The organism is Amycolatopsis sp. La24 (assembly GCF_029087445.1).
In the GTDB taxonomy this organism is placed as follows: Bacteria; Actinomycetota; Actinomycetes; order Mycobacteriales; family Pseudonocardiaceae; genus Amycolatopsis; species Amycolatopsis nivea.
Map to the genome: position 1 here is coordinate 41343 of NZ_JARACH010000008.1, position 12304 is coordinate 53646.

Consider the following 12304-nt stretch of genomic DNA (forward strand, 5'->3'; position numbering starts at 1 on the left):
CGGGGGAACCTCAGTGCATCGCGTCTACTGATCTCCGCGCAGGTAGCGGGTCACCATGGCGACCAGCTCGTTCTCGAACGTCTCGATGGGGATGGTCTGCGGAGCGGCCATGAACTTGTGCGTGTTGATCTCCACAGTCAACAGGATGATCTCGGCGGCGACGTCGGGGTCGCCCACGCGGATGTCGGGGTGCCGGAGGATGACGTCGCGGACCTGGGCCGTGCGCAGCTTCCCGTGCCGGTCGACCGTGTCGAGCAGCTCCTGGGAGACCGGCGCTTCCTCGATCATCAGCCGGAGCAGTTGGGGGTCGTCGCTGTGGTTGTCGATCGCGTCGCGGACGAACGCCCGGACCGTCGCCTCCAGCGTCCCGGGTGAGAGGTCGAGCTCGTTGGCGCCGGTCCAGGTGCCGCGGTCGATGTGCTGGATCAGGAGCTCGGCGAGGATGGCGTCCTTGTTCGGGAAGTACTGGTACAGCGAGCCGATGGAGATGCGGGCGCGCTCGGCGATGCGGTTGGTGGTGCCGGCGGCGTAGCCGTACTCGGCGAAAACGTGAGCAGCCGCGGTGAGGATGCGCTCGCGCGTGAGCTCGGCGCGCACCTGGCGGGGCTTCCGACGTGGCTTTAAGCGGCGGTCTGCCGATGGCATCCTGATCCTCCTCAATGGCAGCGAAAGCGAGTAGCTAATACCTGAGCTATTGCTCATAATAGTGCTATGAGCTGCGAAGACAAGGATCCAGGCGGTGTCTGGTGATCCCGAAGGTGCGCCTGCCGCAGGCGCGCACGATGATCACGCTGGAGGTGCGTCGCCGCGAGTCGCTGACGCCGGGCTTCGCGAGTGTCACCCTCGGCGGCCCGGCGCTGCAGGACCTGATCGTGGCTGGCGGCGACCAGGCAGTCCGGCTGTTCTTCCCGCGCGAGGGCCAGACCGCGCTGCGTATGCCGACCGCGTCGAGCGGGGCGTGGATGGCCCAGGTGCTGCTGATGCCGAAGTCGGTCCGCCCGCGGGTCAGGAACCTGACGATCCGCCGTGCCCGGCCCGACGAGGGTGAGATCGACATCGAGTTCGTCGTGCACGGCGACTCCCTGATGTCGTCCTGGGTGCGCCGGGTGCGACCCGGAGACCAGGCAGGAATCTTCGACATGGGCACCACGTACCGGCCGCCGGAGCATGCGCAGTCGCAACTGCTCGTCGGCGACGAGACCGCGCTGCCGGCCGTCCTGGCGATCCTCGATCAGGCGCCGCCGTCGCTGACCGCGGAGGTCTACCTGGAAGTGCCGACCGCGGCCGACATGCGTGACGTCGTGGCGCCGCCCGGGGTCCGCGTCCACTGGTTCAGCCGCGACGACGTCCCGGACCAGCGACCGGGAACCGTTGTCCTGGAAGCGGTTCGCCGCGCGGCGATGCCGCCCGGAGGCGTCTGCGCGTGGGTCGCGGGCGAGTCCCGGCTGGCCACGTCGGTGCGGCGGCACCTGGTCAACGACCGCGGCGTGCCGAAAGCGGACATCTCGTTCGCGGGTTACTGGCGGCACGGCTGGTCCGCGCCGGGCTGAGGAGGATTCCGATGCAGTTGAGCACACTCCACCGCATGACGACGGCCGACGAGGTCGAGGCCACCGTGGGGCGGCCGCCGTCGATCATCATGAGAAAGCAGATCAGCGCCCTTGACGAGGGCTGCCGTTCCGTCCTTGCGCACTGCCCGCTGGCGGGCTTCGGGTACCGCAACGCTGACGGTGTCAGCCGCACGACGTTCATCGGCGGCATACCGGGATTCGTGCGCGTCCACTCGCCGACACGGATCTCCTTCCCCCTGCCCGACGGCGAGGCGCACGGCCCGGTGTCATTCGTCTTCCTCGTGCCGGGTGTCGGGGAAACGTTGCGCGTCAACGGTTCCGTCGCCAAGCGGAAGGGCACCGAGACGTTCGTCGACGTCGGGGAGGCGTACGTGCACTGCGCACAGGCCGTCGTCCGCTCGCGCCTGTGGCAGCCACCCGCTCCCGCTTCACCGGCGCTCGCCGTCGAGGGCAACGGACCGCTGCGCGGGCCCGGCGTCGCGGATTTCCTCGCCGCCGCGCCGTTTCTCACTCTGTCCACGTGGGATAATTCAGGCGGCAGTGACACCAGTCCGCGCGGCGACCGGGACACTGTCGCGCGGATCCTCGACGCCCGGACGCTCGTCATCCCGGACCGCAAGGGCAACAAGCGCGCGGACAGCCTCCACAACCTTCTCCAGGACGACCGGCTCTCGTTCGCCGCCCTCGTCCCAGGCCGCACCGGCGTGCTGCACGTCCGCGGCCGGGGCTCGATCACCGACGATCCCGCGTTGCTGCAGACGATGGCATTGCGCGGGAATCCCCCGCACGCGGCGCTGCTCATCGATGTCGAACACGCCGAGGTGACCGCCAGCGACGCAGTGACGCGCTCGCGAGTGTGGAGCGCGGCCGCGCATCTCGATCGCGGCAGGGCACCGGATCTGATGGCGCTTGCCGCGGACCACCTCGCCGCGAACATGGCCGACGCCGAGAGAGGCCTGCTCGCTCGCGTGCTCAAGGTAGTCGCGGGGATCCCCGGGATCAGCCGGGCGTTGCGGCTGGCGATGAACCGCGCCTACCGGTCCGGGCTGCACAAGGAGGGCTACGAGAACGTCGAGGTCGGCTCACGGCGCGGTGGGCGGCTCAAGCGTCCCGCCGTCGAGCCCGCGGCGGAGAACCCGTTGCGGGAGGTGCGGATCGCCGAGGTACGCCGGGAGACGCCCAGCGCGGTGACGCTCGTGCTGGAAGACGCCGAACGCCCAGGTTCCTTCGACTTCCGACCCGGGCAGTTCTTCACGCTGGTCACCGACATCGACGGCCGACCAGTGCGACGCGCCTACTCCGCGTCGTCGGCACCCGGGACAACGCGGCTGGAGGTCACGGTCAAGCACGTCGACGGCGGCCGGTTCTCGACCCACGTCCACCGCAACCTGCGCACCGGGGACCGGCTGTCGGTGCGCGGTCCGTCCGGGGCGTTCCACGCCGACCCGGCGGCGGCGCACGAGGTCGTCCTGGTCGCCGCGGGCAGCGGTGTCACACCGATGATGAGCATGATCCGCACCCTGCTCGCGGCACCGGCGGCCGGCCGGATCGCGCTGCTCTGCAGCAACCGCAGAGAGGCGGAGGTCATCTTCGCCGACGAGCTCCTCCGGCTGGAAAAAGAGAACCCCGAGCGGCTGTCGGTCACGCACGTCCTGACGCAGGAGCACGGACGGCTCAACGCCGCAGGGGTACACGGCTGGCTCACCGAGCTGCGGCCGTCAGAAGACGCCCGGTACTACATGTGCGGGCCCGAGGCGCTGATGGACACGGTCCAGGGCGTCCTGACCGAGCTCGATGTACCGGACGAACATGTGCACCGCGAGCGCTACGCCAGCGGGGCGGACACGACCGCCACGGCCACCGAGCCGCAGGAGATGATCGTCGAGGACGGAGCGCACGAGGTCGGCGCCGTGGTGGTAGAGCCTGGCCAGACGCTTCTCGACGCCGGACTCGCGGCGGCGCTGCCGATGCCGTATTCGTGCACGGTCGGCAATTGCGGGGACTGCATGGTGAAGCTCCGCTGCGGGCAGGTCGCGATGAACGGGCCGAACTGCCTGACGCCGCAACAGAAAGCCGACGGCTACGTCCTGACGTGCGTGGGCTGCCCGCTGTCCAGAGTCACTCTAGACATCGCCGAGCCGTGACGACATGCGATCCGCTGGCCGGTGATCACGATGTCCACCTTGTTCGTCGGGGCGCGGTGGAACACCTCGGCGCGGCCCATTGTCAAGCATCCTCAGACCACACGTTCGTATCTGTTCCGTGAGGTTCACCCCGAATGGCGGGCAGGGGCTTACGAGGGGTTCAGGCAGCGGTTTGGAGTGACTGCTCGTCGTTGTCGGGGCTGAGCATCCCGGTAGCGGAGTGCCGTCGCGCACTGTTGTAGAAACGGGCCCATTTGTCAACCGTGGCAACGAGTTCTGTCTTCGTGGCGTGGGCGTGCCGGTAGCAGTGCTCGTGTTTGAACGTCGACCAGAACGACTCCGCCGGGCTGTTGTCCCAGCAGATTCCGGTCGCGCCCGTCGACCGGCGCAGCCCGTGCCGGAGGCACGCCTTCGCTGTCAGGTGTGCGGTGTCCTCGCCGCCACGGTCGGAATGCAGGAGCGTGCCACGGCATCTGCCGCCGCGAGCGGCCACGGCGGCATCGGCCGCGTCGGTGACCATCTCGGCACTGATGTGGCCGGATATGCTGTGGCCCAACACTTTCCGGGAGTGACTGTCCAGGATCGCGCACAGGAACAGGTCACCCTGACCGCACGTCAGGTACGTGATGCCGGTCAGCCAGACCGCGTCGAGCAGGTCCCTGTCGAAATGCCGGTCGACCGGATCCGGCTGGAACGACGTGGCCGGATCGACGTCTGTCGTCTTCACCGTGAACGTGCGCGGGCTGATGCCCTCGATCCCGATCGAGGTCATGATCTTGGCGACGGTCTTCGCTGTAGATCCCGCTCGAGTCCTTGTGCGCCTGGGCGATCTACACCTCGAGATCGGCCCGGCGTCGCTGCCGCGGAGCCAACACCGTTGCCGCCACACGTTTCACATGCGCGTAATGCCCGGACGTCGACACGCCCGGCAACCGTGCCATACGCCGCAACGAAAACCGCGTGCGCTCAGGCGGCAGGGTCGTGCCGGCCAACTCGTCGGTGCCGGCGTACTTGGCCATCAGAGCGAACCGGGCCGGTTCTTCTGCATCGCGGCGAAGTACGCCGGGGCTTTTACCAGGAAGGCGTTGTCCTTCTCCAGCTCGGCCACCTGCCGGTGCAAGCGCGGCAGTTCGGCGCGCTCTGCCGCCTCCAGCGTTTTGCCTTCGTGGATTTCGGCGGCGGTGACCCGTCGACGTTCGTCTTTGGCCCAGCCACTCGACATGCCCGCGTCGAGACCCGGCTCGCGGGCGACCTCAGCGATCGTCCGGCCGGAATCGATCACGCGATGAGTAGCCTCGACCGTGCGCCCGGCCGTGTACGACCGACGCTAGCGAGGAGACACGAGGACATCCTTTCAGCAGGACGACTGGTCCTGCCAACTCGGTGTCCGCTACCCGGGGTGAACCTCAATCGACCGCAGCGCAGTCCCGCATCGTCGAGGACCCGCTGGACTATCCGGCGTGCCGCCTGTTGTGCTGGCGCTCGTTGCCGTCTGGCCAGTCAGTCAAGCTGCAGGTCCGTGGCAAATTGCGGGTTGGGGTTATAGATCAACTCGCCCCTCGGACACGCGCATTAACCCTACGGGGTGGGCGGATGGTCACAGCGACCATCCGCTCTTTTGCGTTATAGACCAGCTCCAGGCCGATCTCTTCGTACAACTCCTGCAACCGGGCCGGGCTCGCGCTGATCACCTGCCGACCGGCATCCGCCAGCGAGTCGACCAGCGCCTCAACGTCCGCTCTCAGTGCAGCGGTGAGAAAGCTGTCGGGATGGCGATGCTCGAAGTCGCCCGGGCGATGTTCTCCGGACCGTTCTTCGGCGGCCAGATTCCCCGCTCGTAGGACTCGCGGCGGATGGCGAGGCGGCCGTCGAGGCTGGGGAAGGGCCAGATGTGCGTGATGCGCGGGGTTCCGTCCAGTCCGTACATCGCGGTGGTGAGCGGAAAAAGCTTGGTGCGTTCGGGGAGCGCGGCCTCCCAGCCGGCCAAAGTCGGCGGCAGGCCGCCGACTTTGAGTTCGTAGGTGCGGAATTCGTAGACATCGCCGAAGCGCCCGGTCTGCACGGGCGGGAGGAACGGGAACGGCGCGTAGCTGCTGACAGTGAACGAATCCAGGTGCTCGCCGACCCCGAACGGATTGGCGCTGGCGAGGATTCGTCGGCGTTCCTCGGCGAGTGCGCCCGCGTCCTCGAATTCCCGGAGCAGCAGCACGCGGCCGACGATCTCTCCGTGTTCGGTCTCCCAGCAGCCGAGCAGCCTGCCGCGCGCCGCCGCGTTCGTGGCGTAATCCTCCAGGGCGGGCAGTGCTCGAGGCACCGTGTAGAGCTTCAGCGCGAGATGGGTCAGTTCGTAGAACATCGCGGAACCTCCATAAGCATGCGTATCACGCGTAAGCATGCTTATACTACCAACCATGGGCGACGACCTTGCGGGAGAACTGGCGGATTTCTGCGTGGGAACCACCACAGCACTGGCGCCGGCGGACGTCCTCGACAAAGCCAAGCTGTGTCTGACGGACTTCCTGTCCGCGGCTCTGGTGCCTTCGGACGAGAGCCGAATTGCCTTGCGCGCACTGGGAAATCCGCGAGCTGGCGCCGCGCTCGTCCTCGGTGCCGCGGCCGGCGCGCCCGCCCCGGCGGCGGCGTACCTCACCAGCGTGCCCGCGGCGGCGACCGGCCGGACGGACACGCACGTCGAGAGTTCGTCGCATCCCGGCATGGTGGTGTTCCCCGCGCTGCTGGCCTTGGCCGGGCAGCACGAGGTGTCCGGCCTCAACCACTGGGCGCGGGCCGCCACGCAGGAGCATGTGCTGCATTCGGCGACGGCCGCTCGGACCGGCGTCGAGTCGGCTTTGCTGGCGGCCGCCGGGTTGATCGCGTCCGGCGGGGCGGTCGACGGCGAGGCGGGACTGCTCGCCGCTTTCGGCGCCCGGGACCGGGCGCACCGGCTCGCCGGGGGACCTGGCTTCGCGATCCGCGACATCGTGCACAAGCCCGCGCCGGCCTGCATCTACGTGCAGGGGCCCTGCCAGCTCGCCGAGGAGATCGGGCGGCGGCACCGTCCCGATCCGGCCCGCGTCGAATCCGTCCGCATCGGGCTCGCCGAGCAGGCGGTCCGGTATCCCGGCTGCGACAACAGCGGGCCGATCTCCGATGTCGTGGCCGCGCAGCTGAGCGTGCAGTTCAGCGTGGCGTCGGTGCTGGCGTCCGGCGGAATTCTCGACCGGAACTGGCGAAACCCGGCCGATCCCCAGGCGAACCGGCTCGCTGCCCGCTCCCGGCTGGTCGCGGACCCCGGGCTGACGGCGCGATTTCCGGCCCGCAACGGGTCCTGGGTGCGGGTCCTGCTCGACGACGGACAAGTGCTCGTCGCCGAACAGGACACCTTTCCTTCGATGAACGCCGCCGAGATCGTCCGGCGGTTTCATGCGGCCGCGGACCGGGTTTACGGCCGGGCTGGCAGTGAGGCGATCCTCGCGCGCGTCGATCGGCTCGACCGGACGCCGTCCGCGTCTGGCCTGCTGCGGGCTCTTCAGCCGCGCTGAAGAGCCTCGGTCACCGCGGTGCGGCCTGCCGAACGGCCGAACACCGCCGCCCGCATCAGTGCGGCGCCGCCGGGATAGTCGCCGTAGAACAGGCCGCCGGTGGCCTCGCCGGCCGCGTACAGCCCGGGCACGGGCGCGCCGTCGGAAGCCAAAGCGCGTCCGTCGGGGTCGATTCGCACGCCGCCGAACGTGAACGTCAGCCCGGCCACCGCGTGGTAGGCGACGAACGGCGGCCGGTCCAGCGGAACGGCCCAGTGCGATTTGGCCGGCGCGATGCCGTCCGTGCTCCCGTCTTCCCGGCAGGCGCGGTTGAATTCCGCTACCGTCCGGACCAGCGCCCCAGCCGGCACGCCGATGCGCTCGGCGAGCGCGGGCAGAGTCGGCGCGGTCACCGGGACCGCGGCCCCGGCGAACTCGTCCGCTACGCGCGCCGCGGTGTGCTGGTCGAAGATCTCGTACGCTTCGCGGCCGGGCTGGCCCATGATCGCCTTGCCCATCTTCGAATAGTTCTTCACCCACGGGCCGGGCCCCTCGTCGACGAACCGCTCGCCGTCCCGGTTGACGAGCACCCCGAGCCAGAACCCGTGCAGCGGGAACGGCGGCGACGCCTCGCTGCGCTCCGGCGCGGGCATGGTCGGGTCCACGGCGGCGGAGTGGCAGCTCGACCACGTCCCGGCCGGGCCGGCCCCGGCCCGCAACGCCGCCGCGATCCCGTCGCCGGTCGCCTGGCGGGTGCCGCGCAGTTTCACGTTCTCCCAGCGCGGGCCCAGATGCCGGAGCCGCGACTCGCGACTGGCCTGGAATCCGCCGCTGGCGATCACCACCGCGTCCGCCGGAAGCACGCCGTCGGCGGTCCGCGCGCCGGTGACCCGCTCGCCTTCGCGGACAACGTCGACGAGCGGGGTGGACCAGCGCAGTTCGACACCGATCTGCTCGGCGTACCGCAACAGCGGCTTGATCACCTCGAACCCGCGCGACATCCCCTCGCCGGTGCTGGTCAGGATCTGCCCGGGCGGGATGTGCAGCGCGCCGTCCCGCACGCGCGCGCCGACTGTCCGGTTGAAGGTGAAGCGCACTCCTTTCTCGGACAGCCACCGCACGGTGTCCAGCGAGCGTTCCGCGAGCGCTGTCACCAGTTTCGGGTCGGCCTGGCCGTCGCTCATCGCCGTCAGCTCGGCTGCGTAGGCCTCGCGAGTGTAGGGCGGCGCGACGATTTCCTCGGCGTGCATGCCGGGTTCGAAGTCCCGGGTGATCGAGGTGAGGTCGTCCGGGCCGGCGTAGCAGAACAGGAACAGCCCGCCGGAAAACGCGGCGTTCCCGCCGACGTCGGCACGGCTGCCCTTTTCCAGCAGTACGACGTCCGCTCCGGCTTCGCGGGCGGAGATCGCGGCGGCGAGCCCCGTCAGGCCCGCTCCGGCGACGACAATGTTCGGCACTGGTCCTCCTTGACCGGTTGCGATGATCGGTGCCGGGAGAAGATCCCGGTTCACCAGCGGAAAGCGAGCGGCTGCCCGGGGGAGTCCGGCACCGGTCCGGTGCGCCGGACGAAACCCTTGCCGGGCACGCCGAGTTCGTCCGCGAGCCAGTTCGCGGCGGCGATCAGGCGCGGCAGGTCGATTCCGGTGTCCACATCGGACAATTCGAGCAGCTGGACGGCGTCTTCGGTGCAGATCCCGCCGCCCTGGGCGCCGGGCATGGCCGGGTGCCCGCCGCTGCCGGCGAGCGCGGTGTCGAGGTTCCGGACGCCGAGGTCGAGCAGGGGCAGCAGGGCGGCCAGGCCCATGCCGCGGGCGTCGTGGATCTGCACGGTGAGGTTGTCCGCCGGGATGTGCGCGAGCGCGGCGGTGACGAGGTCGCGGATCTGCGGCGGGGCCGCGTAACCGGACGAGTCGGCGAGGATCCACCGGTCCACGCCGAGGTCGAGGAGCCGACGGGCCAGCGGTTCCAGTTCGCCGGCGCCGCGGGCGGGCCCGGTCGGGCCGCCCCAGGCGAAGATCACGTAGGTGCCGAGCTGGACGCGGTGATCGGCGGCGTAAGCGGCCATGCGTTCGAGTTCGGCCAGAGAGTCCTTTGTGGAGCGTCCGATGTTGGCGCGGGCGAAGTCTTCGTCTGCCGAGAGAAGGAACGACGCGCTGTCCGCGCCCGCGTCGATCGCGCGGGCCAGGCCTCGGACGTTGCCGACGCAACAGCCGAGGTGCAGACCTGGGGTGCGGCGCACGGCCGCGAAAACTTCCTCGGCGTCGGCGAGTCCCTTGATCAGGTCGGGCCGCACGAACGAGGAGAGCTCGAACGCGCGAACCCCGGCGTCGACGAGCCGTCGCACAAGCTCGACCTTGACCTCGGTCGGCGCGATGTGGTCCTGGAACGTCAGGCGTGGCGCGATTTCGCGGATGCGCACCGCCTTCGGTTCAGACATGGCGGGTCGGGGCGAGTCCGGCGGCCTGCGCGTCCCACGCTTCGCCCCGGCCTTGGCCGCGCAGGTCGGTCTTGCGGACCTTGCCGGTCGGGGTGACGGGCAGCTGGTCGAGCACGCGGTAGTAGCGGGGGACCATGAAGTGCGGCAGGGCCCGGTCGCAGTGCGCGAACAGCTCCGCGAAGTCCGGCTTCCGCCCGGATTCCAGCTGCAGCACGGCGAGGACCTCGTCCTCGCCCAGCTCCGACGGCGTGGCGACCGCCGCCGCCGCGACGACGCCGGGGTAGGCGAGCAGGACCGATTCGACCTCGTGCGAGGAGATGTTCTCGCCGCGCCGGCGCAGGGCGTCCTTCTTGCGGTCGATGAAGTAGAAGTACCCGTCCTCGTCGGTGTAGCCGAGGTCGCCGGTGTGCCACCAGAGGTCTTTCATCGTCGCGAGGGTGGCCTCGGGTTCGCCGCGGTAGCCGGAGAACATGATGTTCGCCTCGCGCGGCCGGTACACGATCTCCCCGGCCTGCCCGGGCGCCGCGCGGTTCCCGGACTCGTCGTGGACTTCGAGGATCGACGACTCCGTGGGCACGCCGATCGAGCCGATCTTGCGCGCGGCCAACGGGTTGTAGAGGACATTCTTGATTTCGGTGAGCCCGTAGCCTTCCACGACGTGGATTCCGAACCGTTCCTCGAACGGCTCGAGCACCTGGCGCGGAGCGGGCGCGGCGAACACTCGGCCGACCCGGTGGTCGCGGTCGCGTTCGGACGGGGGCTGGGCCAGCAGCACCGGCAGGATCGAGCCCAGCGCGTTGAACTGGGTTACTCCGCCGGCGCGGATCTCGTCCCAGAACCGGCTCGCGGAGAACCGGCGGCCGAGCACCACGGTGGCGCCGGCGAACAGCCCGTGCAGGGTGATGTTGACCTGGGCCGCGCCGTGGAACAGCGGCAGGCAGGTGTACAGCCGCTCGTCGGCGGTCGTGCCCATCTGCTGCACGCATTCCTTGGCGGCGACGACCTGCATGCGGTTCGGGTACACGACACCCTTGCTGCGCCCGGTGGTGCCGGAGGTGAGCATGACCGCGACCGGGTCGGCCGGGCCGACCTCGGGAAGCTCGCGGGCGGGGTCGCCGGAGGCGAGCAATTCAGGCCAGCCCAGCACCCGCACTCCCGGCGGCGTGCGGCCGGGCGCGGCGTCGTCGAGCACGACGACGGTGCTCAGGGCCTCCGGCAGTTCCGGGAGGTCGGCGACGAGGCCGAGCAGCGCGGGCTCGGTGAACAGGATCCGGACGCCGGTGCTGCGCAGCGCGTGGTCGAGGAACTGTCCTTTGTAGGCGGTGTTGACCGGGACCTCGACGAGCCCGGCGCGGGCGGCTCCGAACCAGGCGAGCAGGTATTCGGCACGGTTGGGCAGGAGAATGCCGACCGAGTCGCCCGGCGCGGCGCCGGTGGCGAGCAGACCGCGCGCGACCTCGGACACCGCCAGGTCCAGCTCGCCGTAGGTCAGCTCGGCTCCGTCGACCACGAGCGCGGGTTTGCCCGGGTGCTGCCGTGCCCGCGCGGCGATCAGCCCGCTGACGGTCTCCGCCGCGAGTTCTTCGGATCGAGGGACCGAACGCGTCATGCCAGCTCCTTCTTCGCCCGGGCGAGGAATCCCTCCAGGGCCGGGTCCCAGGCCGCTTCGGCTCCGGTGGTCACGAGGAACGCGTCGACCCCGAGGTCACGATAGGCGCCCAACGTGTTCAGGACGCGCTCCTCGGTGCCGACCAGCGCCTGCGAGTTGGCGAAACCGCCCAGCAGCTTGGTCAGCCCGGTCCAGAAGCAGTCGTCGTGCAGTTCCTCGTCGGTCAGCGCGAGCGCCCGCTGCCTGCCGACCGAGGTGTCGGTGGACGACGAGCGCAGGAACTTCCCGGAGGCTTCGGCGATCTGCCGCTCCGCCGCGCGAGCTCGGGCCCACGCGGCGTCGTCGGTGTCGCCGACGAACAGGCGCAGGCTCAAGGAGAACCGCATCTTCCGGCCGTACCGTTCGGCGGCGTCGCGGACGCGGTCGATGCGTTCCTTCGTGCCCGCGAACGGCTCGCCCCACAGCATGTACAGGTCGGCGTGGCGGGCGCCGAAGTCGACCGCGTCGTCGCTTTCGCCGCCCATGAAGATCGGCACCTGTCCCTGCACCGGCTTGGTCACGATCTTCACTGCCTCGGCCGTGTAGTACTCGCCGTGGTGATCGAACTGCTCGGGCGAGGTCCAGGTGCGCCGGACGACGTCGAGGTACTCGACCGCGCGCCGGTAGCGCTCGGCCTTGGGCAGGTCGTCGGATTCGCGGCGCAGGTCCTTGTCGGAACCGCCGACGACCACGTTGATCGCGAGCCTCCCGCGGGCGAGCACGTCGAGCGTGGCGAAGTAGCGCGCGGCGGCCGCCGGCGGCATGACGCCCGGGCGGTGCGCGACGATCGGCGAGAACTTCTCGGTGAGCGCGAGGGCGAACGGCGCGGTCGCGTGGTTGTGCGGCCAGGTCGAGGAATACCCGACCAGAACGCGGTCGATCACCTCGGACCGGTCCAGCTCCCGGACTCGCGCGAGCAGGGCGTCCGGGCTGGTTTCGCCCGCTTCGAGGGGCTGCAGCCCGGTGAAGAATTCGACCATCGG

12 protein-coding genes are annotated in these 12304 nt (G+C 69.9%); 3 read left to right on the top strand and 9 right to left on the bottom strand.

The genetic code is table 11. From position 1 onward, the window contains the following. Window positions 1-24 precede the first annotated feature (24 nt). A complete protein-coding gene (locus PUT80_RS11485) occupies window positions 25-597 on the bottom strand; it encodes a TetR/AcrR family transcriptional regulator (protein WP_275291902.1) in 573 nt (190 codons plus the stop codon). Between the two features lie 149 nt (window positions 598-746). On the opposite strand from PUT80_RS11485, the gene PUT80_RS11490 reads away from it, so the two are divergent. Together PUT80_RS11490 and PUT80_RS11495 are read left to right on the top strand one after the other, a co-directional pair. Further along, on the top strand, window positions 747-1550 hold the full coding sequence (locus PUT80_RS11490; RefSeq protein WP_275291903.1) for a siderophore-interacting protein: 804 nt from the start codon (window positions 747-749) through the stop codon (window positions 1548-1550). Window positions 1551-1585: 35 nt separating this feature from the next. Then, complete coding sequence (locus tag PUT80_RS11495; protein ID WP_275291904.1) at window positions 1586-3715, top strand: FAD-binding oxidoreductase; 2130 nt, start codon at window positions 1586-1588, stop codon at window positions 3713-3715. Between the two features lie 160 nt (window positions 3716-3875). On the opposite strand, the gene PUT80_RS11500 is transcribed toward PUT80_RS11495, so the two are convergent. From PUT80_RS11500 to PUT80_RS11515, 4 genes are all read right to left on the bottom strand, one after another. Next, window positions 3876-4604 (bottom strand): IS3 family transposase, encoded by a 729-nt coding sequence (locus PUT80_RS11500; protein ID WP_275291905.1) that lies wholly within the window; start codon window positions 4602-4604, stop codon window positions 3876-3878. Continuing rightward, window positions 4546-4734, bottom strand: coding sequence for a hypothetical protein (locus PUT80_RS11505; protein ID WP_275291974.1), 189 nt, complete (start codon window positions 4732-4734; stop codon window positions 4546-4548). The genes PUT80_RS11500 and PUT80_RS11505 overlap by 59 nt, the downstream gene beginning before the upstream one ends. Beyond that, on the bottom strand, window positions 4734-4997 hold the full coding sequence (locus PUT80_RS11510) for a hypothetical protein (RefSeq protein ID WP_275291906.1): 264 nt from the start codon (window positions 4995-4997) through the stop codon (window positions 4734-4736). The genes PUT80_RS11505 and PUT80_RS11510 overlap by 1 nt, the downstream gene beginning before the upstream one ends. 459 nt (window positions 4998-5456) lie before the next feature. Then, window positions 5457-6071 (bottom strand): NIPSNAP family protein, encoded by a 615-nt coding sequence (locus PUT80_RS11515; RefSeq protein WP_275291907.1) that lies wholly within the window; start codon window positions 6069-6071, stop codon window positions 5457-5459. 55 nt (window positions 6072-6126) lie between these two features. Here PUT80_RS11515 and PUT80_RS11520 point away from each other — a divergent pair, with 55 nt between their 5' ends. After that, window positions 6127-7257 (top strand): MmgE/PrpD family protein, encoded by a 1131-nt coding sequence (locus PUT80_RS11520; RefSeq protein ID WP_275291908.1) that lies wholly within the window; start codon window positions 6127-6129, stop codon window positions 7255-7257. Here PUT80_RS11520 and tcuA read toward each other — a convergent pair. The 4 genes from tcuA to PUT80_RS11540 are packed head-to-tail and all read right to left on the bottom strand — an operon-like array spanning window position 7245 to window position 12301. Next, window positions 7245-8693, bottom strand: coding sequence for an FAD-dependent tricarballylate dehydrogenase TcuA (gene tcuA / locus PUT80_RS11525; protein WP_275291909.1), 1449 nt, complete (start codon window positions 8691-8693; stop codon window positions 7245-7247). The two genes, PUT80_RS11520 and tcuA, sit on opposite strands and share 13 nt — an antisense overlap. Before the next feature lie 50 nt (window positions 8694-8743). Beyond that, entirely contained in the window at window positions 8744-9673 is a 930-nt protein-coding gene (locus tag PUT80_RS11530; RefSeq protein WP_275291910.1) for a pyruvate carboxyltransferase, read from the bottom strand. Continuing rightward, on the bottom strand, window positions 9666-11282 hold the full coding sequence (locus PUT80_RS11535) for an AMP-binding protein (RefSeq protein WP_275291911.1): 1617 nt from the start codon (window positions 11280-11282) through the stop codon (window positions 9666-9668). Before PUT80_RS11535 ends, PUT80_RS11530 begins: the two co-directional genes overlap by 8 nt. Then, a complete protein-coding gene (locus PUT80_RS11540) occupies window positions 11279-12301 on the bottom strand; it encodes an LLM class flavin-dependent oxidoreductase (protein ID WP_134733957.1) in 1023 nt (340 codons plus the stop codon). Before PUT80_RS11540 ends, PUT80_RS11535 begins: the two co-directional genes overlap by 4 nt. Window positions 12302-12304: the final 3 nt, after the last annotated feature.

Bases quoted from the DNA above. Each gene is read 5' to 3' on its own strand.
- PUT80_RS11540 (WP_134733957.1), bottom strand. From the start codon at position 12,301: ATGGTCGAATTCTTCACCGGGCTGCAGCCCCTCGAAGCGGGCGAAACC.
- PUT80_RS11520 (WP_275291908.1), top strand. From the start codon at position 6,127: ATGGGCGACGACCTTGCGGGAGAACTGGCGGATTTCTGCGTGGGAACC.
- PUT80_RS11505 (WP_275291974.1), bottom strand. From the start codon at position 4,734: ATGGCCAAGTACGCCGGCACCGACGAGTTGGCCGGCACGACCCTGCCG.
- PUT80_RS11535 (WP_275291911.1), bottom strand. From the start codon at position 11,282: ATGACGCGTTCGGTCCCTCGATCCGAAGAACTCGCGGCGGAGACCGTC.
- PUT80_RS11530 (WP_275291910.1), bottom strand. From the start codon at position 9,673: ATGTCTGAACCGAAGGCGGTGCGCATCCGCGAAATCGCGCCACGCCTG.
- PUT80_RS11495 (WP_275291904.1), top strand. From the start codon at position 1,586: ATGACGACGGCCGACGAGGTCGAGGCCACCGTGGGGCGGCCGCCGTCG.
- PUT80_RS11515 (WP_275291907.1), bottom strand. From the start codon at position 6,071: ATGTTCTACGAACTGACCCATCTCGCGCTGAAGCTCTACACGGTGCCT.